General features: G+C 66.6%; 18 protein-coding genes. 12 read left to right on the top strand and 6 right to left on the bottom strand.

Annotated elements, in window-relative coordinates:
• Positions 1–8: 8 nt before the first annotated feature.
• Complete coding sequence (locus HGB51_RS08860) at positions 9–1,334, bottom strand: epoxide hydrolase family protein (protein WP_070207363.1); 1,326 nt, start codon at positions 1,332–1,334, stop codon at positions 9–11.
• 185 nt (positions 1,335–1,519) lie between these two features.
• Between HGB51_RS08860 and HGB51_RS08865 the strand changes: the two genes are divergently transcribed.
• From HGB51_RS08865 to accC, 6 genes are all read left to right on the top strand, one after another.
• Entirely contained in the window at positions 1,520–3,055 is a 1,536-nt protein-coding gene (locus HGB51_RS08865; RefSeq protein WP_070207362.1) for a PAS domain-containing sensor histidine kinase, read from the top strand.
• Entirely contained in the window at positions 3,052–3,423 is a 372-nt protein-coding gene (locus HGB51_RS08870; protein ID WP_070207361.1) for a response regulator, read from the top strand. Before HGB51_RS08865 ends, HGB51_RS08870 begins: the two co-directional genes overlap by 4 nt.
• Positions 3,424–3,455: 32 nt before the next feature.
• A complete protein-coding gene (locus HGB51_RS08875; protein WP_070207360.1) occupies positions 3,456–4,076 on the top strand; it encodes a response regulator transcription factor in 621 nt (206 codons plus the stop codon).
• A gap of 216 nt (positions 4,077–4,292) precedes the next feature.
• Positions 4,293–4,736 carry a type II 3-dehydroquinate dehydratase gene (gene aroQ, locus HGB51_RS08880; protein ID WP_070207359.1) on the top strand — a complete coding sequence of 148 codons (444 nt, stop codon included), beginning with the start codon at positions 4,293–4,295 and terminating at the stop codon, positions 4,734–4,736.
• 67 nt (positions 4,737–4,803) lie between these two features.
• Complete coding sequence (gene accB / locus HGB51_RS08885) at positions 4,804–5,289, top strand: acetyl-CoA carboxylase biotin carboxyl carrier protein (protein ID WP_070207358.1); 486 nt, start codon at positions 4,804–4,806, stop codon at positions 5,287–5,289.
• Between the two features lie 10 nt (positions 5,290–5,299).
• On the top strand, positions 5,300–6,667 hold the full coding sequence (gene accC / locus HGB51_RS08890; RefSeq protein ID WP_070207357.1) for an acetyl-CoA carboxylase biotin carboxylase subunit: 1,368 nt from the start codon (positions 5,300–5,302) through the stop codon (positions 6,665–6,667).
• Positions 6,668–6,727: 60 nt separating this feature from the next.
• On the opposite strand, the gene HGB51_RS08895 is transcribed toward accC, so the two are convergent.
• The 3 genes from HGB51_RS08895 to HGB51_RS08905 form a co-directional block, all read right to left on the bottom strand.
• Complete coding sequence (locus HGB51_RS08895; protein ID WP_070207356.1) at positions 6,728–8,860, bottom strand: hypothetical protein; 2,133 nt, start codon at positions 8,858–8,860, stop codon at positions 6,728–6,730.
• A 168-nt stretch (positions 8,861–9,028) separates the two neighbouring features.
• Complete coding sequence (locus tag HGB51_RS08900; RefSeq protein ID WP_070207355.1) at positions 9,029–9,415, bottom strand: hypothetical protein; 387 nt, start codon at positions 9,413–9,415, stop codon at positions 9,029–9,031.
• Positions 9,412–10,371, bottom strand: coding sequence for a hypothetical protein (locus HGB51_RS08905; RefSeq protein ID WP_070207354.1), 960 nt, complete (start codon positions 10,369–10,371; stop codon positions 9,412–9,414). Before HGB51_RS08905 ends, HGB51_RS08900 begins: the two co-directional genes overlap by 4 nt.
• 171 nt (positions 10,372–10,542) lie before the next feature.
• Between HGB51_RS08905 and prmA the strand changes: the two genes are divergently transcribed.
• The 6 genes from prmA to purD all read left to right on the top strand — a co-directional run bounded on the left by prmA (position 10,543) and on the right by purD (position 16,807).
• Positions 10,543–11,463 (top strand): 50S ribosomal protein L11 methyltransferase, encoded by a 921-nt coding sequence (gene prmA / locus HGB51_RS08910; protein WP_070207353.1) that lies wholly within the window; start codon positions 10,543–10,545, stop codon positions 11,461–11,463.
• Positions 11,464–11,492: 29 nt separating this feature from the next.
• On the top strand, positions 11,493–12,329 hold the full coding sequence (locus tag HGB51_RS08915; protein WP_070207352.1) for a DUF3426 domain-containing protein: 837 nt from the start codon (positions 11,493–11,495) through the stop codon (positions 12,327–12,329).
• 112 nt (positions 12,330–12,441) lie between these two features.
• Positions 12,442–12,717, top strand: a complete 276-nt coding sequence (gene fis / locus HGB51_RS08920) for a DNA-binding transcriptional regulator Fis (RefSeq protein ID WP_068854228.1) — start codon at positions 12,442–12,444, stop codon at positions 12,715–12,717.
• A 62-nt stretch (positions 12,718–12,779) separates the two neighbouring features.
• A complete protein-coding gene (purH, locus tag HGB51_RS08925; RefSeq protein WP_070207351.1) occupies positions 12,780–14,363 on the top strand; it encodes a bifunctional phosphoribosylaminoimidazolecarboxamide formyltransferase/IMP cyclohydrolase in 1,584 nt (527 codons plus the stop codon).
• A 76-nt stretch (positions 14,364–14,439) separates the two neighbouring features.
• Positions 14,440–15,477, top strand: coding sequence for a virulence RhuM family protein (locus HGB51_RS08930; protein WP_070207350.1), 1,038 nt, complete (start codon positions 14,440–14,442; stop codon positions 15,475–15,477).
• A gap of 43 nt (positions 15,478–15,520) precedes the next feature.
• Positions 15,521–16,807 carry a phosphoribosylamine--glycine ligase gene (gene purD, locus HGB51_RS08935; protein WP_070207349.1) on the top strand — a complete coding sequence of 429 codons (1,287 nt, stop codon included), beginning with the start codon at positions 15,521–15,523 and terminating at the stop codon, positions 16,805–16,807.
• Between the two features lie 69 nt (positions 16,808–16,876).
• On the opposite strand, the gene rpoH is transcribed toward purD, so the two are convergent.
• Complete coding sequence (gene rpoH / locus HGB51_RS08940) at positions 16,877–17,752, bottom strand: RNA polymerase sigma factor RpoH (RefSeq protein ID WP_070207348.1); 876 nt, start codon at positions 17,750–17,752, stop codon at positions 16,877–16,879.
• A 445-nt stretch (positions 17,753–18,197) separates the two neighbouring features.
• A complete protein-coding gene (locus HGB51_RS08945; protein ID WP_246233416.1) occupies positions 18,198–21,803 on the bottom strand; it encodes a hypothetical protein in 3,606 nt (1,201 codons plus the stop codon).

Consider the following 21,803-nt stretch of genomic DNA (forward strand, 5'->3'; position numbering starts at 1 on the left):
GTGCGGAATCAAGGCGCGGAATGGCGCAACGGCGCGAACGCGGTGCGCAGTTCTTCGGCAAACAGTTGGGGTTGTTCCCATGCGGCGAAGTGGCCGCCCTTGCCGGCTTGGTGGAAGTAGTAGAGCGAGGGGTAGGCCTGGCGCGTCCAGCTTTCCGGGGCGCGGTAAATCTCGCCGGGGAAGACCGTCACCGCGACCGGCACACGGATGCTGGCCGTCTTCTGTGCGGCGGCACTGAAGTTGTTGTTGTTGTTTTCCCAGTAGAACCGCGATGAAGACGCGCCGGTTCGGGTGACCCAATAGAGGGTCAGGTCATCGAGGATGGCGTCGCGCCCGAGCACGGCTTCGGGGTGGCCGTTGCTGTCGGTCCAGGCGGCAATCTTCTCGTAGAGCCACGCCGCCATGCCGGCCGGAGAGTCGGTCAGCGCATACCCCACCGTCTGCGGGCGGGTCACCATCATTGCGCCGTAGGCGGCATTACGGCCGAAGAACGTACTCAACTGGTCGTATGCCTGGCGCTCGCTTGCACCCAGTCCTGCCGGCGCTGCATGCCCGGCATTGATGCCCTCCACCAGCTCGGCCGGAATGGTGGCCGGCATGTTCAGGTGGATGCCCAGCAGCCCTTGCGGCGCCTGGCGCGCCAGCGCGTCGGAGATGACCGACCCGTGGTCGCCCCCCTGCGACACGTAATGGGTGTAGCCCAGACGCTTCATCAGCACGTCCCAGGCCCGCGCTACCCTATCCGGATTCCATCCCGGCGCGGTTGGCCGGCCCGAAAAACCGTAGCCGGGTATGGCTGGAATCACCACGTCGAAGGCGTCTTCGGCGCGACCGCCATGGGCTACCGGATCGGTGAGCGGCCCGATCGCGTTGATGAACTCCAGCGGCGAACCCGGCCAGCCATGGGTGAGCACCAGTGGCATCGCATGCGGCTCGCGCGAGCGGACGTGGATGAACTGGATGTCCACCCCGTCGATGGTGGTGATGTACTGCGGCAGGCTGTTGAGCCGCTTCTCCACCCGGCGCCAGTCGTAGCCGCTGCCCCAGTACCCCAGCAGGTCCTGCAGGGCCGCCAGCTGCACGCCCTGGGACGTGTCGCTGACGGTTTCCCGGTCGGGCCAACGGGTCTGCGCGATGCGCCTGCGCAGCTCGACCAGCTCCGACTCGGGAACATGCACGTGATAGGGACGAATACTGGTATCGGGCGAGCTCGGCGCGGGGGCGACCGGCGCGGCAAGCGCCGGGGCAAGCGGGCAGGCGACGGCAAAGCCGAGTACGGCAACCAGGCGAAGACAGGCGGCAGTTCGACGAGTACAAAGGACGGTGGAGGACATGGGGAGCTCCGCACGACGGAAGCGTCGCAGTGGGTGCATATCAGCAGGCCGCGCGCCGGCGCACACTTGAACCAAGGTATCGGTCGATACCTTTGTATGAGCCCGGCGGATCGACACCGAGGTATGGTTGTTACGCGGCGCAGCGACGCGCACCCTTTCCCGTTGACACTCGTCGAGCAGAGCCCATGGCGAAGACAGAACCCAGCGGTGGGCCGGAAGACCCCACGATCGCCACGTTCCGTGCGCTGGCCGACGCCATGCCGGCATCGGTACTGCTGATGACGCCCGACGGCCAGGTGGAGTACGCCAATGAGCAGGCCATCGCATTCCGCGGTGCCAGCCTTGAGGAACAGCGCGCATGGAAGACTGCAGAGCTGATCCATCCAGACGAGCTTGCGCAGGCCATCGAACAGTGGTCGCACTGCGTGGCTACCGGAGACCGGTTCGAGATGGAGTACCGCGTACGTCGCGCCGACGGCGCGTACCGCTGGTTCCACGTGCGCGGCCAGCCAGTCAGGGACGCAGCAGGCAGCATCCAGCGCTGGTGTTTCCTCGACGTGGACATCGACGACCGCAAGCGAGGTGAAGCGCTGCTGGCGCAGACACTGGCGGAACTGGCCGCCTCGAAACAGCGGCTGCGGGCCCTGATCGACACCGTGCCGGGGTTCGTCTGGCAGGCTGCACCGGACGGCAGCGTGGAGTTCCTCAACCAGCGCTGGTTCGACTACACCGGCATGCAGCCGGAGGACGCGCTGGGCAGCGGTTGGACTTCGCGCATCCATCCCGCCGACGCAGCGCCGCTGGGCGCGTACTGGCACGCCCTGCTGGCATCCGGCGAGCAGGGCAGCTTCGAGGCCCGGCTGCGCGCTGCCGATGACAGCTACCGGTGGTTCCTGATCCGCGCCGTGCCGCTGCTGGATGACAGCGGGAAGGTGCTGCGCTGGTACGGGCAGAACACCGATATCGAGGACCGCAAGCAGGCCGAACTGTCGCTGGCACGGGTCCGCTCGGAGCTGGCCCACGTGGCCCGCGTGGCGAGCCTGGGCGCGCTGACCGCCTCCATCGCACATGAGGTCAACCAGCCGCTGGCCGGCATCATCACCAACGCCAATACCTGCATGCGCATGTTGAACGCAGATCCCCCCAACCTGGTAGGCGCACGCGAAACGGTGCGGCGCACCCTGCGCGACGGCAACCGTGCATCGGACGTGGTCAAGCGCCTGCGGGCGCTGTTTGCCAAGGCCGATGCCACCGCCGAGCCGCTGGATCTCAACGAAGCGACCCGTGAAGTACTGGCCCTGGTCTCGGCCGAACTGGACCGCGCCGGCATCTCCCTGCAACTGAGATTGGAGGACCCGTTGCCGCCGGCTTGGGCCGACCGCGTGCAGGTGCAGCAGGTCATCCTCAACCTGCTGCTCAATGCCAGCGAGGCCATGTCAGCCCTTGAACACCGCAGCAGGCGGCTGTGCGTGACCACCTCTGCCGAAGGCACCGACCGCGTGCGCCTGGCGGTGAGCGACTCGGGCGACGGTGTCGATCCGCACGACGCGGAGCGCATCTTCCAGGCCTTCCACACCACCAAACCCAGCGGCATGGGAATCGGCCTTTCGGTGAGCCGCTCGATCATCGACAGCCACGGTGGCGCACTCTGGGTGGAATCGTCCGACATGGGCGGCGCCCAGTTTGCCTTTACCCTGCCGCGCGCGGAGGCACGCGCATGAGCCCTGCCCTGTTGGTGTCGGTGGTGGACGACGACGAATCGGTGCGCGAGTCGCTGCCTGACCTGCTGCGCGAATTCGGCTACACGGTCGCAGCGTTCTCTTCGGCCGCCGAGTTCCTTGCCTCTCCCGAAATCGAGAGCACCCGCTGCCTCATCCTGGACATCGCCATGCCTGGCATGAGTGGCCCAGAGCTGATGCTGGAACTGCGCCGGCGGCAGTACGCGATACCGCTCATCTTCATCACCGCGCACGGCTCGGCCAGCGAACGTCCGCGCTTGATCCGGCAAGGTGCAGTGGAGTGCCTGGCCAAACCCTTCAGCGAGGCCGAGCTGCTGCGTGCGCTCAACGCCGCGCTGCCGCAGCCGTAAGCGACTGCCCGCCGAACCCCGGATAACGCCCCATGCCGCATGCTTCCGCCCTGGTGTACGTGGTTGACGACGATGTCTCGGTGCGCGAGTCGCTCGAGCTGCTGATCGAGCATGCCGGCTGGCAACCGGTGTTGCTCGGTTCCGCCACGGCATTCCTCGAACAGCCACGGGCACAGGTACCGGCGTGCCTCGTGCTGGACGTCCACCTTCCCGACCTGAATGGTCTGGACCTGCAGACGTCGATGGGATCGCAACGACCGGACCTGCCGATCATCTTCATTACCGGGTACGGCGACATCCCGTTGACGGTGCGCGCCATGCGCGCCGGCGCCGTTGAGTTCCTGACCAAGCCGTTCGATGACATCACGCTGCTACGCGCCATTTCGGAAGCGCTGGCCTCCAGTGAGGCCGTACTCCAGGGGCAGGCCTCCGTACAGTCGCTGCAGGACGCCTATACGTCGCTGACCCCGCGCGAGCAGGACGTGCTGGGCCTTGTGGTGCGCGGCCGTCTGAACAAGCAGATCGCGGCGGAGCTGGGCATCAGCGAGATCACGGTCAAGGCGCATCGCGGCAAGGGGATGCGCAAGATGGGCGCACGTTCGTTGCCTGAGCTGGTGAAGCAGGCGGCGGTGCTTCATCTGGGTAACAACTGAAACCTGCTCCGCCCGCCCGCCCGCGCCTCGCGGGAAGTAGCACCCAGCTCGACCCCTGATGGCCCGCCGCACAGCGCTTGCGGCTGTCGCTGCCTGGAACCAGCCAGACCCGACACCCACATTTCAAACAAACGATTGAAACGCGCGTAACTTCGCCGAACTGGACACCATCCACCGGTTCCGCCAGACTTCGCCCTTTCCTGTTACGTGGCACCCATGGCGAAACTGCTGGTCCTGCACGGCCCCAACCTCAACCTGCTCGGTACGCGCGAGCCGGGGGTCTATGGCCACACCACGCTGGCGCAGATCGACCAGGCCCTGCTGGCGCAGGCGCAGGCCGCCGGGCACGCGATGGAGAGCCTGCAGTCCAACGCCGAGCACGTGCTGGTGGACCGGGTGCAGGCCGCCCGTACCGACGGTACCACCTTCATCCTGATCAATCCGGCCGCGTTCACCCACACCTCGGTGGCCCTGCGCGACGCGCTGGCCGCGGTGGACGTGCCGTTCATCGAAATCCACCTGTCCAACCCGCATGCCCGCGAACCGTTCCGCCAGCACAGCTATTTCAGCGACAAGGCGGTCGGCGTGATCTGCGGCTTCGGGGCCGACAGCTACCGTTATGCCATGGACGCGGCGCTGGCCCGGCTGGCAGCGGCCTGAACCCCATTGAATTGACCCGAGCGCAACGCGCTTCCCACCACACTGACATCAAAAACAAGAGGCCCCTATGGATCTCCGCAAAATCAAGAAGCTGATCGACCTGCTGGAAGAGTCGAACCTTGCCGAAATCGAAATCAAGGAAGGCGAAGAATCCGTTCGCCTGTCGCGCGCCCCGGTCTCCGGCTACGGCATGGTGCAGGCGCCGCAGATGATGATGGCACCGGCACCGGCCCAGGCCGCCGTGCAGGCGATGCCGATGCAGTCGCCGACCGAAGCCTCCACCGGCGGCACCGCCAAGCCGGGCCCGGCCCTGCCGGAAGGCCACGTGCTGCGCTCGCCGATGGTCGGCACCTTCTACACCTCGTCCGCGCCGGACAAGCCGGCCTTCGTGTCGGTGGGCCAGCAGGTCAAGGCCGGCGAAACGCTGGCGATCATCGAAGCAATGAAGATGTTCAACCCGATCGAAGCCGATGCTTCCGGCACCATCGTGGCCATCCTGGGTGAAAACGGCCAGCCGGTCGAATTCGACCAGCCGCTGTTCGTGATCGGCTAAGGATCCGTCCATGCTCGACAAAGTCGTTATTGCCAACCGGGGTGAGATCGCGCTGCGCATCCTGCGCGCGTGCCACACCCTGGGCATCCGCACGGTGGCCGTGCATTCCACGGTCGACCGCAACCTCAAGCACGTGGCCATGGCCGACGAGTCGGTCTGCATCGGTCCGGGCCCGTCGCCGGAAAGCTACCTCAACATTCCGGCGCTGATCGCCGCGGCGGAAGTCACCGACGCCCAGGCCATCCACCCGGGCTACGGCTTCCTGTCCGAGAACGCCGACTTCGCCGAGCGCGTGGAGGAGTCCGGCTTCATCTTCATCGGCCCCAAGGCCGACACCATCCGCATGATGGGCGACAAGGTCGAAGCGATCCGCGCGATGAAGGCCGCCGGCGTGCCGTGCGTGCCCGGCTCGGGCGGCCCGCTCGGCGACGACATCGTGGCCAACACCAAGATCGCCCGTGAGATCGGCTACCCGGTCATCATCAAGGCCGCGGGCGGCGGCGGTGGCCGCGGCATGCGCGTGGTGCACGCCGAGGCGTCGCTGAAGACCTCCATCGAAACCACCAAGAGCGAGGCCAAGGCCGCGTTCGGCAATGGCGAGGTGTACATGGAGAAGTTCCTGGAAAATCCGCGCCACGTGGAGATCCAGGTGCTGGCCGACGGCCAGGGCAACGCCATCCACCTGGGTGAGCGCGACTGCTCGATGCAGCGCCGCCACCAGAAGGTGGTGGAAGAAGCGCCGGCGCCGGGCATCAGCGCCGAACAGCGCGAAGAGATCGGCAAGGTCTGCACCGAGGCGTGCGTGCGCATCGGCTATCGCGGTGCGGGCACCTTCGAGTTCCTGTACGAAGACGGCCGCTTCTACTTCATCGAAATGAACACCCGTATCCAGGTGGAACATCCGGTGACCGAAATGGTGACCGGTATCGACCTGGTGGTGGAGCAGCTGCGCATCGCCGCCGGCCACAAGCTCAGCATCAAGCAGAGCGACATCGTGCTGACCGGCCACGCCATCGAGTGCCGCATCAACGCTGAAGACGCCGAAACCTTCGTGCCGAGCCCGGGGCAGATCACCGCCTTCCATCCGCCGGGTGGCCCGGGTGTGCGCGTGGATACGCACATCTACGCCGGCTACCGCGTGCCATCGAACTACGACTCGATGATCGGCAAGCTGATCGTGCACGGCCCGGACCGCGAAACCGCGATTGCACGCATGCGCGTGGCGCTGAGCGAGATGGTGGTGGACGGCATCAAGACCAACGTCGCCCTGCAGCAGCGCATCATGCGCGACAAGGGCTTCCAGGCCGGTGGGCAGAACATCCACTACCTGGAGAAGCGTCTGGCCGAGCGCAAGAACAAGTCGATTGCGTTGACCTGATCGCGTTTGGTTGTTGGATTGCGTGGAGCCGGGCAGAGCCCGGCTCCACGCGTTTTGGGGCTAGTCCCGTAATGGGGTTGCCAGCAGGGGTTGCGCGCCGAGCGTGCCCAGCGCCTGGCGTGCGGCGCCCAGCTCTTCCAGTTGCAGTTCGCCCGGCGCCTTGCCGGTGACCTTGAACAGCACGTTGTTGCCGATCATCACCTGCGCTTCGTCCTGCAGCGAGAGCAGGCCGGTGGGGTGCGCATGCTTCTGCACCTGCAGGGTCACCACCGTTGAAGCCCCCTGTGGACCATCGCCCGCGCCTGCCGCCGCGCTTACCGCGCGTCCCCGGTCGCCACTGGCCACGAGGAAGGTGCGGCTGTAGATGATGTGGCCTTCCTGCAAGCCGGCCAGCTGCGCGGCGTCCAGCGCGAGCGCCACGTACACGCGACCCGGGTGCGGCGGGATCCGCGCCAGGCCACGGTTGATCCGCGCCACCACCTGCTCGGAGTCGCGGAACACGGGCTGCAGGCTGCCGTACTGCAGGAAGTCGTCCATTGAACGCCGACGCCACGTGAGGTAGCTGCGGATCGCGGCGCGCTGGAGCTGGCTCAGCCGCAGCCGCTCGTTATGTTCCACCGCGCTTTCATACACCTTTGCCGCTTCCAGGCTGGGCATGCCCCGGTACTCCACGTTGAATTCTGCCTGGGTCATGAAACGCCGCTCCTGTTCGGGAATGGCCCAGCGCATGTCCACGATGCGGTGCGCCAGCTGGCCGCTCCGGTGCAGGCGCGCGGCGCCGGTGGCACGCGGCAGGTACACCGATATGCGCCGGGTGTGCTTGTCCACGTCGCGGATGCGCACCCGGAAGTAGCGTTCCCGGTACCGGACGAAGTGGCGCAGGCGGCCGCCCTTTTTGCTGAAGTACCAGCCCGGCCTCCCGTCATCGGCCTGCAGTCCGCGCGCACGTGCCTGCTGCGCGTCGAGCGCCCGCCCGTAGTGTGGCTCAAGCGTGCTGGACAGCTCCGCGGAGAACTCCGGGGCCAGTGTCGCGCACCCCTCACCCGGCGACCGCCGGCAGCGCAACGTGCGTACCGGTGTGGGGGCCTTCTCACGAAGGTAGTACACACCCCCACGCTTGACCAGGTCCAGCGTGCCGATGCGCAACGCAAGGTCTTTGTCGACTGTGACCGCGTAGTAACGGCCATCCACGCAGACCGCGTTGCCGGCGCGTCCGCTGACAGCATCGTTGTAGTACAGGATGCCGTCCGGGCCGAGCAGGTCCAGGCGCAGCGTGGCGCGATCCAGTGGCCGCTGCGCCTTCACCTGCGCCGCCACCGCGTCAAACAGCGCGATGGAACTGTCCATGCGCGCAACGTGGGTCGATGCGGCCTCAAGGGACGGAGCGCGTTTCCAGGTCCAGTCGCTGCCGTCGAACTCGACATCGACGTAGCCGGTGTCGCCCAGCACCTGCAGGCGTCCTTCGCTGATCCCCAGCGCGCGCTCGCGGCCTTCGAACGGCACCAGGATGCGGCCGTCGTGCAGTTCGGCGCTGGTCTGGCGGATGCCCACCTGGGGGCCGCGCGCGCGGCGGGGGTCCTCGACCGGGTCCGGATCCAGCCGGGCAGGGCCCGGCTCTACCAGGCCTCTTGCCCCACCGAGGGCGAGGGCGGCGTCGGTCAGTTCGGCTCGGCCCAGTGGCTTGTGCTCGAGCGCGTCGGCGGTCAGGTCGAGCGCTTCTCCTGCCGTCTGCAGGGCGAAGACGCCCCGCGCGCCAATGCCGGCGGCTTCGACGATCGTGGCAGCCGCATCGCCCACCTGCAGCAGCATGCGCATGCCAGGGCCCAGCGGCGGCGCGCAGCGCACGCCTTCGTGGCGCTCCCAGGCGTTGCGGGCGTCGGTGAACAGTTCGCTCACCGGGCTGCGCAGAAGGCCCGCCACGGTGTGCAGTGCACCTGGCATGCCGGATGCGGGCGGTACGGGAATGCAGTTCGACGGCAGCAAGCGGTTTGCCGGCAGCACAGGCGGGCGACCTGTTGTGGGCGGCATGCCGGTCGCATTGGTGATCGACAGCACTGCGGCCAATGCCTGCACCGGGGTTTCAACCCGGCGGATGGCACGGGCGTCCAGCGGTTGCGGCGTGGGGGCGAAAACAGGGCGGCGGGCGTGGTGGCGACCGGTGGTGTGCCGGTGCTCGGCAGCGGAAGTGGGCATGGGCGGCTCGATGGAAGGGCGTGCCCGATGAAATCGAAGCTACGCGCTCCTGTCCAAGCGACGCTGCCTACCTCAATCGCAGAATCGATAGATGCTGTGAATCATCGTGACGCAATCGGCACGATCAGCGCATGATCGGACCCGGCACAGGGTGCCGGGCCCGTATCGTCAGCGGGCGGCGTCGGCCGCGGTGACCTCGGCCGCGGTGACCTGGGTGTCCTTGACCGGTGCCACGCCGAGCGACGAGGTCGGGTCGACGATCACCATGGTTTCGGTGGAGCCATCCGGCCACACCACCTGGAAGGTGCTGCCGGCTGGCAGCGAGGCGAACGGCATGCCGCTCTGCGCGCGGTACACCGCCGCGACCTGGCTGGCACCGGCACGGCGCACGTCTTCCTGCGTCTTCACCGAGGTGAGTGTCACCTTGGACAACTGCCGGTACCGGTCATCGTAGGTATCGATCATCACCAGCCCCACCGCGCCGGCCGAGTACGCCACGAACAGCGCCACCCAGAACCAGAATTTCGCACCATGCAGGAATCGACGGTAATTCATGCGCGGCCACTCCGCTTGATCAACTGTTCAACCAACGTCTTCATTTTTCCCGCACCTTGCCGCGATACCGCGGCGTCATACACGAATGTGGAAAAGTCCTGCCCACCGTCCTGCGAACAGATCCCTCCGTTCGCACAGAAATTGTTCATCAACACACTGTCCGGCCCGCAGGCCATGCCCAGTTCGCAGGCCGCAAGGCGCCACGCCAGCTCACTGAACTGATCACCCGCCACCAGGCCCTGCAGCGCGGCGTCGCCACTGGCGCGCTGGCCCATGGCCGTGGATATCGCCATGTACGCTTCCGGATCGCGCGAATCCATCACCCGCTCGACCAGGTTGCGACGGTACTCAGGGCCATCCTTCAACGGCTGGCCGTCGGCGAACAGCGCCGCTTCGGCGGCCAGGTTGCCCGCGCGTGCGGCCAGCGTGCGCTGGGTCAGGATCAGGCTGCGACCCAGCCCATCGCTGGACACGAACCCGGCACAGCGCCGCGCCACGCGTTCGCGTGCCTGCACCATCGGTGCCGACGCGTTCATGCCCATGCCGGTCAGCAGGGTGTTGTCGAGCTGGTAACCGCCCGGGTCCATCGCATAGATGGCGCAGTAGTCGTACACGCGGCTGACCATCCAGCCGGCCTCGGCATTGCCGTTGGCCGCCTGCAGGCGCAGGCGCTGCGCATAGGCGAACAGGTCGGTGTCGCCCTCGATGTCGGCGCGGATGTCCAGCGGCAACCCCGACGGCACCGCAGCGCTACGCTCGCTGGTCAGCAACTGGCGCGCCAGCTGCTGGGCCTGCTGCGGGATCATCGTGCCGCCGGCGGTCGGCGTTTCGTTGGCGGCCGCAGGTGCCTCGTCCAGATGCAGCGCACGGCCGCCCGCGCGATACCCCACCACTCCCAGCAAGGCCAGGGCCGGTACCACCAGCAGCCAGGTTTTGAGGGTGGGCACGAGGGCCATTCAGGGGAACCGGTTCGCGGAACAAGCGCCGCAGGCTGCGGAGTTTAGCAATGACGCTTCCTGCTGTCTGAACACGGCATCCCATTGATTCTCAAGCCGGGTGGAGACCGAAGCTGCCGCCGCCCGGCGCAATGGTCTAGCATTCACCGTTTTCCGCAGGTTGTTACCGACATGCCGTTCCTGGAACTCACCCTCCACTGCACCGAAGCCACCCAGCCCCGCTACGAGAACGCGCTGGACGACGTCGGCGCGCTGGCGGTGACCCTGCTCGACGCCGATGCCGATACCAGCAACGAGCGCGCCATCCTGGAGCCCGGCGTGGGCGAAACGCCGCTGTGGAACGATCTGGTGCTGAGCGCCCTGTTCCCGTCCGACACCAATGCGCTGGCGCTGCTTGCCGCCCTGGAGGCGTTCGACCCGGGCCTGGAATGGAGTACCGCCAGTTTCCGCGCGGTGCAGGACGAGGACTGGGAACGTGCCTGGCTCGACCAGTTCCAGCCGATGGCGTTCGGCGAGCGCACCTGGATCGTGCCGTGGAACCATGAACTGCCGGACGCCGCGCAGGCCGCCGACGCGTCCGTGGTGCGCCTGGACCCGGGCCTGGCGTTCGGTTCGGGCACCCACCCCACCACCGCGCTGTGCCTGCGCTGGCTGGACGGGCTGGCCGCCGAGGGCGCGTTGGCCGGGCAGACTGTGCTGGACTTCGGCTGCGGCTCGGGAATCCTGGCGCTGGCCGCGCTCAAGCTCGGCGCCGCCCGCGCGGTGGGCGTGGACAACGACCCGCAGGCGGTGATCGCCACCGGCGACAATGCCGAACGCAACGGCCTGCAGGACCAGGTGCGGGTCTTCCTGCCCTCCGACGAACCCCAGGCGACCTACCCGGTGGTGGTGGCCAACATCCTGGCGTCCGCGCTGGATGCCCTGGCCGACATCCTCGCCGCGCGCGTGGCGCCGGCTGGCCGGATCGCGCTGTCGGGCATCCTGCACGGACAGGAAGACGAACTGCTGGTGCGTTACGCACCGTGGTTCGAGCAGCTTGAAGTGGCCCAGGACGGCGACTGGATGCGCATCACCGGCATCCGTCGTGCTTGAATGAGGCACCTTCGCCCGGCGCTGACCCGATGACCGAGTCCACCCCGCCCCCGCGCCGCCCGCTGGCCACGTTCCTGCGTGCGTCTTCTGCGGCACCTTCGGATGACGCCACGGTGCCGCCGACGGACGCCGTCGGGACGACAGCGGACAAGGAACGGGACACGGAAGTGGACAGCGTGTCGGACAACCCGGTCAGCGCAAGCGACCGCGAGGACATCGCTGCGCCGGATGCAGCCATCGAACCGGTTGTCGCCGAAGCGGTCCCCTTCGACAGCGCGGACGACAGCGTTGCGCACGATGCCGCAGGCGATGAAGCGTTCAGGCGTTTGGCGGAGCAGCCTGAAGCGGAGGCGGCACCCGCCGCGCCCAGCTTCATGCGCGCACCCGAAGCGCCGTTGCCCACCCCGCGCTGGCAGTGGGGACTGGTGGCGGGCCTGGTCGTGGTGCTGGCGCTGCAGATCGCCGTGGCCGACCGCGCGCGGCTGGCCGCCGACGCCGGCAGCCGCCCGTGGATCGCCGGGCTGTGCAGCGTGCTGCGCTGCAGCCTGCCGGCGTGGCGGGAACCCACCGCCTTCAGCATGATCGGCCGCGACGTGCGCCCGGTGCCAGGCCAGGCCGGGACCCTGCAGGTGCAGGCCAGCTTCCGCAACGATGCGCGCTGGGCACAGGGCTGGCCGTCGCTGCGGCTGTCGCTGTCCGACGCCGATGGCCGCGTGATCGGCACCCGCGTGTTCGCCCCGCAGGACTACCTGGACCCCTCTGCGGACGCCGCAGCGGTGCTGGAACCGGGCCAGAGCGCGCAGATCGCGTTCCGGGTGCGCGAGCCGGCCGCCTCCACCGTCGCATTCACCTTCGAATTCCTGTAACCCGGCATCCTGTCGGCGAGCGTGGCGGGGCGGCGGCGCACGCGCTAGACTGACCCCCTCCAAATTTTCCGCCAGGGTTGTGGTCCGCCCTGGCTTCGCACCGGGATCCTTCTTGAACGCAGTCCTTTCTCGTCCTGACAATAGTCGTGGCGCGCCGAAGCCGCCGCTGCGCGAACACGTGGCCCAGTCGGTGCGTCGCTACCTGCGCGACCTGGATGGCTGCGACGCGGACGACGTGTACGAAATCGTGCTGCGCGAGATGGAAATCCCGCTTTTCGTGGAGGTGCTCAACCACTGCGAAGGCAACCAGAGCCGTGCGGCGTCGATGCTGGGCATCCACCGCGCCACCCTGCGCAAGAAGCTGAAGGAATACGGCATCGCCACCTGATGCCCGGGGGTGGTCGGGACGGCCTACAATATGGGCCCGCTCCGCTTCGATCTCCTGCCCCCATGAGTTCCGATCTGCTGCCCGTGCGCCGGGCCCTGCTTTCCGTTTCCGACAAGACCGGCCTGCTTGACCTGGCCCGTGCACTGGCTGCGCGCAACGTCGAACTGCTTTCCACCGGCGGCACCGCCAAGGCCATCCGCGACGCGGGCCTGCCGGTCAAGGACGTGGCCGATGTCACCGGCTTCCCGGAAATGATGGACGGCCGGGTCAAGACGCTGCACCCGCTGGTACACGGTGGCCTGCTCGGCCGCGCCGGCCAGGACGAAGCGGTGATGGCCGAACACGGCATCGCGCCGATCGACCTGCTGGTGCTGAACCTGTATCCGTTCGAGAGCGTCACCGCCAACGCGGACTGCACGCTGGCCGATGCGGTGGAAAACATCGACATCGGTGGGCCGGCCATGCTGCGTTCGGCCGCCAAGAACTTCGCGCGCGTCGCGGTGGCCACCGACCCCTCGCAGTACGCTGAACTGCTGGCCGAGCTCGATGCGAATGATGGCAAGCTCTCGGCCGCCAAGCGCTTCGCGCTGTCGGTCGCCGCGTTCAACCGCGTGGCCCAGTACGACGCGGCGATCAGCAACTACCTGTCGGCCGTCACCGCGACCGACGCGGCCGTGCCGCTGCGCACCGAATTCCCGGCGCAGATGAACTCCAGCTTCGTGAAGGTGATGGACCTGCGCTACGGCGAAAACCCGCACCAGGCCGGCGCGTTCTACCGCGACCTGTACCCGGTGCCGGGCACGCTGGCCACGTTCCAGCAGCTGCAGGGCAAGGAACTGAGCTACAACAACCTGGCCGACGCCGACGCGGCGTGGGAATGCGTGCGCCAGTTCGACGCGCCGGCCTGCGTCATCGTCAAGCACGCCAACCCGTGCGGCGTGGCCGTGGGCGCCGGCAACGGCGATGCCTATGAACTGGCCTACGCGCCCGACCCGACCAGCGCGTTCGGCGGCATCATCGCCTTCAACAAGCCGCTGGATGCGGCCACCGCCAAGGTGATCCTGGACCGCCAGTTCGTTGAAGTGCTGATCGCGCCGGACTACGAACCGGCCGCGCTGGAATACGCGCAGAAGAAGGCCAACGTGCGCGTGCTGCGCATTCCGCACGGCGAGGGCCGCAACAACTACGACACCAAGCGCATCGGTTCGGGCCTGCTGGTACAGAGCGCGGACAACCGTGGCATGAGCCGCGACGAGCTCACGGTGGTCAGCAAGGTTGCACCGACCGACAAGCAGTTCGCCGATCTGCTGTTCGCCTGGAACGTGGCCAAGTTCGTGAAGTCCAATGCGATCGTGTATGCAAAGGACAGCCGCACGATTGGCGTAGGCGCCGGCCAGATGAGCCGCGTGTACTCGGCGCGCATCGCCGGCATCAAGGCGGCCGATGCGAACCTGGTGGTGGAAGGTTCGGTGATGGCATCGGATGCATTCTTCCCGTTCCGCGACGGCATCGACGCTGCTGCGGCTGCCGGCATCAAGGCGGTGATCCAGCCGGGGGGTTCGATGCGCGACGCTGAAGTCATCGCGGCAGCCGACGAACATGGGCTGGCGATGGTGTTTACCGGCGTGCGTCACTTCCGGCATTGACGGATCGGCGTAAGGTAGGTGCCGACGTATTGTCGGCGCCTGCTGACGGAACCTGACCGGACTTTGGGGTGATCGCATGACCGACAACTATGGCGAGCTGATTCTGTACCGCACTGAAGACGGGCGGACAGCCGTTCACTTGCGCGCAGAAGGTGGAACTGTCTGGTTGACGCAGGCCCAGCTTGCCGAGCTGTTCGACACCACCAAGCAGAACGTGAGTCTTCACATCCGCAACATCCTGGAAGATGGGGAGTTGCAGGCTGAGGGAACCGTCAAGGATTACTTGACAGTTCAAACCGAAGGCGCGCGAAAGGTCAGCAGATCCGTTCAGCTGTATCGGCTGGAGATGATTATGGCGGTGGGCTTCCGGGTCCGTTCCCCTCGGGGGAGCCAGTTCCGTCGATGGGCCAGCGACTTCCTGTCCGAATACCTCGTCAAGGGTTTCGTGCTGGACGACCAGCGGCTCAAGGACGCCGAGCGCGCGGACTACTTCAAAGAGCTGCTGCACCGCATCCGCGATATCCGCAGCTCCGAGAAGCGCTTCTACCAGACGCTACGCGACCTGTTCAAAGCCAGCAGTACCGACTACGACGGCACTGCCAGTACCGCCAAGACGTTCTTTGCCACCATCCAGAACAAGCTGGTCCATGCCGTCACGGGCTGCACCGCCGCCCAACTGATCGTGGAGCGTGCTGACCCCAGTGCACCTCAAATGGGGCTGACCAATTGGACAGGCGAAAGACCCCGGAAGTCGGATGTAGTCGTCTCCAAGAACTACCTGCTTCAACAGGAACTCGAGCAGCTCAATAGACTGGTTTCCATGTTCCTTGACTTCGCCGAGGACCGCGCCGAACGTCGCGTGGAAACCCGCATGTCGGACTGGATCAAGCAGACCGACCGATTCCTTGATTTCAATGAGCGCGCAATTCTGGACGGTCCCGGCAACGTATCGAACGTTCAGATGGAAGCCATCATCTCGGAGCGCTACGCGGAGTTCGACGCGATGCGACGAGCCACGTTAGCGATGGCTGCCGAACGCGAAGCCGAGCTGGATCTGCAATCGCTCACTGCCGAAGCAAAGCGCGTGGCGTCCAGCAAGAAATCGGCTGACTGAATCCTCCACCCTCTACCTCCTTGTTATCCAGGACACCCACTCAATGAAAATCCTCGTCATCGGCTCCGGCGGCCGTGAACATGCGCTGGCCTGGAAGCTGGCCCAGTCTCCCCGTGTCAGCGAAGTGCTGGTGGCGCCAGGCAATGCGGGTACGGCAACTGAAGCCAGGTGCCGCAATATGGCGGTGAAGGTCACCGACCTGGACGGCCTGCTGGAGCTGGTCCAGGAAGAGGGCGTTGAACTGACCGTGGTGGGTCCGGAAGTGCCGCTGGTGGCGGGCGTGGTGGATCGTTTCCGCGCTGCGGGGCACCGCATTTTCGGGCCGACCGCCGCTGCCGCGCAGCTGGAAGGCAGCAAGGCCTACGCCAAGGACTTCCTGGCCCGCCACGGCATTCCCACCGCGTTCTATGCGGTGCACACCGAGGTGGACGCGGCGCTGGCCTACCTTCGCGAGAAGGGCGCGCCGATCGTGGTCAAGGCCGACGGCCTGGCCGCGGGCAAGGGCGTGATCGTGGCGATGACCCAGCAGGAAGCCGAGGATGCGGTGCGCGACATGCTGTCGGGTAATGCCTTCGGCGACGCCGGCGCACGCGTGGTGATCGAAGAGTTCCTCGACGGCGAGGAAGCCAGCTTCATCTCGATGGTCGATGGCGCCACCGCGTTGCCGATGGCGACCTCGCAGGACCACAAGCGCGTTGGCGACGGCGACACCGGCCCCAACACCGGTGGCATGGGCGCGTACTCGCCGGCACCGGTGGTGACCGATGAGGTGCATGCGCGGGTGATGCGCGAGGTGGTCAATCCCACCGTGCAGGGCATGATCGCCGACGGCATTCCGTTTACCGGGTTCCTCTATGCGGGCCTGATGATCGATGCCAGCGGCGCGCCGAAGGTGATCGAGTTCAACGTGCGCTTCGGCGACCCGGAGACCCAGCCGGTGATGCTGCGCCTGCAGTCGGACCTGGTGGAACTGGTCGAAGCGGCCATCGATGTGCGCCTGCATGAAGTAGACGCGCAGTGGGACGCGCGCCCGTCGCTGGGCGTGGTGATGGCGGCCTCGCCCTACCCCGAAGCGCCGATCACCGGCGATGTCATCCACGGCCTGGACCAGGTGCCGTCGACCGCCAAGGTGTTCCATGCCGGCACCACGCTGGACGCGCACGGCCAGGTGCTCAGCGCCGGTGGCCGCGTGCTGTGCGTGGCGGCGTTGGGCGACAGCGTGGGCGATGCGCAGGCCAATGCGTATGCAGGCGTGGCGAAGATCACGTGGGACCACGAGTTCCATCGCAACGACATCGGCTGGCGTGCGATCGCGCGCGAACAGGCCTGACCCCACGATCGAACGGACAACAAAAAACCCGGCATTGCCGGGTTTTTTGTCTGGTGCGTTGAACCTGCATCAGGCAGTAAACAGCGCCTTCATCTTCTTCAGCGCGTTCGCTTCGACCTGGCGGATGCGTTCGGCGGAAACGCCGTACTCGTCGGCCAGTTCCTGCAGGGTGACCTTGCTGTCGGCGTCCAGCCAGCGGCGACGGATGATGTCGCGCGAGCGGGCGTCGAGCTCGGCCAAGCCCTCGCGCAGCAACTCCAACTGGTTGTCTTCGCTGTCGGCACGCTCGTAGGCCTGCGACGGATCTTCGTCGTTGGCGACCAGGAACGCAGCCGGCGACGGCGGCGCGTGGTCGTTGTCTTCGTCGGTCGGTGCGTCGAATCCGATATCGCGGCCAGACAGGCGCGATTCCATCTCGAGCACTTCGCGCTCGGACACGTTGAGGTCCTTGGCCACGGCGGTGACTTCGGCCGCGTTCATCCAGCCCAGGCGGGTCTTGGACTTGCGCAGGTTGAAGAACAGCTTGCGCTGCGCCTTGGTCGTGGCGACCTTGACGATGCGCCAGTTCTTCAGGATGAACTCGTGCATTTCGGCACGGATCCAGTGCACGGCGAAGGAGACCAGGCGAACGCCCATGTCCGGGTCGAAGCGCTTCACCGCCTTCATCAGGCCGATGTTGCCTTCCTGGATCAGGTCGCCCAGCGCAAGGCCGTAGCCGTTGTAGCCACGGGCCACGTGCACCACGAAGCGCAGGTGGGAATGGACCAGCTCGCGCGCGGCGTCCAGGTCCTGCTCGTCGCGGAAGCGGCGGGCCAGGTCCTGCTCGTCATCGACCGTCAACACCGGGATCTGGTGCACGGCGCCGATGTAGGCGTCCAGCGAACCGAGCGCACTGGGAATCGGAAGATTGTTTGCCACAAGGGCAGTAGACATGTTCTGGCTCATAGGTTGGCATTTTAGCAGTCACGGAATTGGACTGCTAAGGGGTGGAAAAGTTCCAGCGTCTCACTGATGAAACGATGGATCGGATCACCCCTCTAACCTACAGGGAAATGGTGACACTGGCGAGTGGGCCCGCCCAGGAAGAAACTCCAATGAATTCATGCATTTGAGGCTGATCGCGTCATGATTTCGTGGTTTGGGCCAGACAATCCCGTCCCGAGAGACGCATTCAGCATGGAAACGTTGCCAGTCGTTCAGCCCCCCAAGGCGCCCGACCCGGCCTTCGGACAGTCCGCGAAGCCAGGCAGGGCCTAGCTCTACCCCAAGAAAAGCATCCGAAGCCGACACCCGAAGCCGCCATCTCCGGTAGTGCCACGCCATGCGTGTCAAGCCAGACAATGCCGAAGCCGCGAGCCGCCACGCGTGTCAAGCCAGACAACACCGAAGCCTAGTAATACCCCGAAAGGTTCAGGAAGAACCCTTTGCTTTCATACCGCAGCTCGGTCAGGTCATCGCTGAACTCGGTGAAGTTGTACCCCGCGCCGATCTTGAAGTTCTGCCCCACCTGCCGGTCCACCCCCACCAGCCAGCCCTTCCTGTCGCCCCCCTCGCGCACGTCCAGCCAGCGGTACTCGCCCATCGCCTCCCACTGCGCGAACAACCGGTAGCGCAGCTGCAGGGCCGAGAAGTTGACCCGGCTGTCCAGCCACGCACCCTCGCCACGCCCGGTGCGGTAGTCACCCCAGCGCCCGGCCAGCTTGGCCGCCAGCTCCCAGCGGTCGCTCAGCTGCATCACCCCTTCGAACGAGAGGATCCGCGACTTCTGGTCGTACACGTTGCCACCTTCCTGGCCCAGCGACGCCACGTCATACAGGTAGGTGTACTTGCCGAACGCCGCCCAGCGCGTGTTGTCGTGCGGGCGCCACGCAAAGCCCAGGTTGGACTCGACCAGTTTCGCGTCGGCCAACGGGTTGCGTGCGTCGTCGGTGTCGGCGTAGTTGGCGCGCAGCGCGATGCGCCAGTCTTCGTTGACCTTGTACAGCAGCCGGTTGGTGGTCACCCACTGGCGGCGCTCTTCGGCACCTTCGTCGCGACGGTACTCCAGCTTGCTGGTCCACTGCGTATTGGCGTCGGTACGTCCGCCATTGACGCTGTACGCGCGGCGGTCGACCCGGCCGGTGGTGGCATCCAGGTTGCCGTCCATCACGCTGAAGCCCAGTGTCCAGCCCTGCGACGGATAGAAATCCATGCCGAAGGTGTTGACCAGCCCGGCACTCTCGTCACGGCGGTCTTTCAGGTACTGGCTTTCGTTGAACACGTTGACCTGGTTGCTCAGCCGCCAGCGCTGGCCCAGCGTCCACCCCGACTGCAGCCCGGTGTCGTTGTACAGCGGATCGGTGGTGGTCCGGTCGGTGCTGTAGGTGTAGTTTCCGTAGAAGCTGTGCTCGGGCGTCATCCAGTACTCGCCTTCGAGCTTGGCGCCTTCGCCGCGGCTGCCGCTGCTGACTTCCGCGCCCAGGCTGGAGCGGTTGCCGAACAGGTAACGCGCGCCCAGCGTGGCCAGGTTGTTGTCTTCGTAGGCGCCGCCATCGTCGTCCACGGTCAGCTGCCCTACCCCGTACAGCTCCCACTTGGCGCCCAGGCGCTGCCGGTAGCTCAACGCGGCCAGCGTACCGGCGACATCGATACCGGCGTTCTCTTCCTGCACCCGGCGCAGCTCAGCGCCGAGCTGGCCGTCGTTGCCCAGCCGCCAGTCCAGCGTCAGCTGCGACTGCTCCACCGCCACCTCGCCCCGCTCGGCACGGCTGTAGCGGCCGTACAGACTGAGGTTGTCGGTGAAGTAGCCGAGGAACTCCGCGCCGTACTCTTCCAGCGCCAGCCCGCTGTCCATGCGCGAGACCGAGAACCCGGCATCGACGTCGCGCCACCACGCGCCCATGCTCCAGTCTTGTTCGGTCCAGCCCAGTTCGCGCAGGTTGGCACGCGCCTCGACCGCACGCGCGTCGCCCTTCCGGTCGGGACTGACCGGGTTGCGCTGGATGAAGCTCAGGCCGCCGTTGTCCGAATAGAAGATCGGTGCGGCCGTGGCTTCGGTGCGGGTCTGTTCCAGCTTCAGGTAGGTGCCGCGCCCGGCCTGCAGGGTCAGGTCGGCGCCCATCAGGCTGTAGTCGTCGCCACTGCGGTTCTCGTCGACGTACGTGCCCCCCAGTGCCACGTGGTCGCCGAGCCACTGCTTGCCGCGCACGCCCGCGCTGACGTCGTCGGTACTGAAGCCGAGCGGGATGTACTCGTAGTCCACCAGCAGCAGCTGGTCGTAGCCGTCCAGCGGCGTGTCGCGGGTCAACGTGCGCACGTTCTCGCGGGTGATCTGCGCCAGCGCGCGGGTCAGGAACAGGCGGCCCTGGATCTCGTTGATCTCGTAATCCACGCCCCGGGTCAGATTGGTGCGCACCTCGGTGCGCCCGGTGGTGCGGTCGCGTACTTCCAGCACCACCTGTTCCGAACCGGGCAGCAGGTCGGTATGGCGCAGGTAGTACAGGCTGCCGCCGGTGCCGAGGAATTCGCTGTGGCCCAGCGCGGACTGCGCTTCGGAACCGAACGCCTTCAGCAGCGAACGCGGATCGCCCAGCGGGGTGGTGGCGCGCGAACGCCAGCTCACGGCCGCGCCGTAAAGCGAACGCACGTACTGCCCGTATTCGGTGCCGGTGAAGCCGGTGGCGAAGTTGCCCCACAACGCCTGGTTCTGGTCCCAATCCACGCGCACGTACAACCGGCCCTGGGTGTCCACGTCGCGGTAGGTGGTCGAATCGTCGCCGTACACCGGGTAGTACTGGTCCGGATCGAGGCGGCGGAACACATCGCGCGCGTCGGCATCGAGGAAGCCATCGAACAGGCGCTTCAACTCCTGGTCGTAGGTGTCGGCCTGCGCGGTCACCAGGTACTTCCCGCGATACTTGCTCTTCAGGTAGAACGCGAGCCGCCCCTCGCTGAGGAAGCTGTCGTCCTGGTCGCGGTCGGCCGCGAGCGGGTCGAGGTTGCCGCTGGCGGTGTTGCTGGACAGCGTCACGTCGGCCAGCGCCACCAGGAAGCGGTAGCTGCCGGTCACGTCCACGTCCAGGGTGCGGGTCAGGGTCGGCGCGTCCAGCGCCTCCACCTGCACGCTGTAGCGGTGCTGGCCGATCGGCTCCAGGAACTCGGCGGCGAACTTCTGCTCCAGGTCCACCGGGAAGCTCTGCCCGTTGATCATCACCCGCGCGTTCGGGCTGAGGCCGCGCCCATAGACGCGCACGCGCGAACCGTAGATCGGGATGTTCTGCTGGCGCAGCGCGTTCTGACCGTAGATCGCATTGCTGAGCTGCTGCGCCTGCGCGTCATCGCCGCTGAGCACGCGGCCCAGCGAACGCTGCACGTCATCGCGCACCAATTGGGTACCGCGTTCGTAGTCGGTGGGCAGCACCAGCTGGAAGCGCTGCACGCTGGTTTCGTCGAAGGAACCGTCGCGCCCGTAGGCGCGGGCGATGTACTGCAGGTCGTCGCCCACGCGCAGGTTGAGGTTGTCCGGCAGCTGGCCATCCCACTCGGTGTTGGCCACGTAGTCCACGGGCATGTCGATGCGTGCCAGCGGCGTCACCAGGTCGGTGTCGCTGCCGCGGTAGATCACCACCTCGAGCCGTTCGATGAACGAGGAATAGTTGTTGTACCCGTGGAAACGCAGTGGCCTGGTCAACCGCCCGTTCTCGAACGGCGCCATCGAACCGGTCTGCACGTTGAGCACCGGCGCGGACAGGGCCGGATCTTCGGTGGCCCACACCACCGCGCCGTCAGGCAGCTCGGTGGACGAAGCGGTGAGCGAACCGGGCGCTTCAGCGACCGGCGCCGCCTCCGCTGCGGCAGGGTGTACCTGCAGCAGCAGGTCATTGCCCTGTCGGCACCCGTCCACGCCGCACAGCGTGGCGGGTACGTCCGGCACGGGTTGGGCCTGCTGGGCCCAGGCTGACGGCAGCCAGAGGACCAGCAGGAACATCAGGGCGCTGAATGAGGTCTTGGTGGTCAT

The organism is Stenotrophomonas bentonitica (genome assembly GCF_013185915.1).
GTDB lineage: Bacteria > Pseudomonadota > Gammaproteobacteria > Xanthomonadales > Xanthomonadaceae > Stenotrophomonas > Stenotrophomonas bentonitica.

Coding starts and splice junctions, on each gene's coding strand:
- rpoH (WP_070207348.1), bottom strand. CDS start 17,752: ATGAGCCAGAACATGTCTACTGCCCTTGTGGCAAACAATCTTCCGATT.
- HGB51_RS08900 (WP_070207355.1), bottom strand. CDS start 9,415: ATGAATTACCGTCGATTCCTGCATGGTGCGAAATTCTGGTTCTGGGTG.
- HGB51_RS08895 (WP_070207356.1), bottom strand. CDS start 8,860: ATGCCCACTTCCGCTGCCGAGCACCGGCACACCACCGGTCGCCACCAC.
- HGB51_RS08945 (WP_246233416.1), bottom strand. CDS start 21,803: ATGACCACCAAGACCTCATTCAGCGCCCTGATGTTCCTGCTGGTCCTC.
- accB (WP_070207358.1), top strand. CDS start 4,804: ATGGATCTCCGCAAAATCAAGAAGCTGATCGACCTGCTGGAAGAGTCG.
- HGB51_RS08860 (WP_070207363.1), bottom strand. CDS start 1,334: ATGTCCTCCACCGTCCTTTGTACTCGTCGAACTGCCGCCTGTCTTCGC.
- HGB51_RS08915 (WP_070207352.1), top strand. CDS start 11,493: ATGACCGAGTCCACCCCGCCCCCGCGCCGCCCGCTGGCCACGTTCCTG.
- HGB51_RS08930 (WP_070207350.1), top strand. CDS start 14,440: ATGACCGACAACTATGGCGAGCTGATTCTGTACCGCACTGAAGACGGG.
- purH (WP_070207351.1), top strand. CDS start 12,780: ATGAGTTCCGATCTGCTGCCCGTGCGCCGGGCCCTGCTTTCCGTTTCC.
- HGB51_RS08905 (WP_070207354.1), bottom strand. CDS start 10,371: ATGGCCCTCGTGCCCACCCTCAAAACCTGGCTGCTGGTGGTACCGGCC.
- purD (WP_070207349.1), top strand. CDS start 15,521: ATGAAAATCCTCGTCATCGGCTCCGGCGGCCGTGAACATGCGCTGGCC.
- aroQ (WP_070207359.1), top strand. CDS start 4,293: ATGGCGAAACTGCTGGTCCTGCACGGCCCCAACCTCAACCTGCTCGGT.
- HGB51_RS08865 (WP_070207362.1), top strand. CDS start 1,520: ATGGCGAAGACAGAACCCAGCGGTGGGCCGGAAGACCCCACGATCGCC.
- prmA (WP_070207353.1), top strand. CDS start 10,543: ATGCCGTTCCTGGAACTCACCCTCCACTGCACCGAAGCCACCCAGCCC.
- HGB51_RS08875 (WP_070207360.1), top strand. CDS start 3,456: ATGCCGCATGCTTCCGCCCTGGTGTACGTGGTTGACGACGATGTCTCG.
- HGB51_RS08870 (WP_070207361.1), top strand. CDS start 3,052: ATGAGCCCTGCCCTGTTGGTGTCGGTGGTGGACGACGACGAATCGGTG.
- accC (WP_070207357.1), top strand. CDS start 5,300: ATGCTCGACAAAGTCGTTATTGCCAACCGGGGTGAGATCGCGCTGCGC.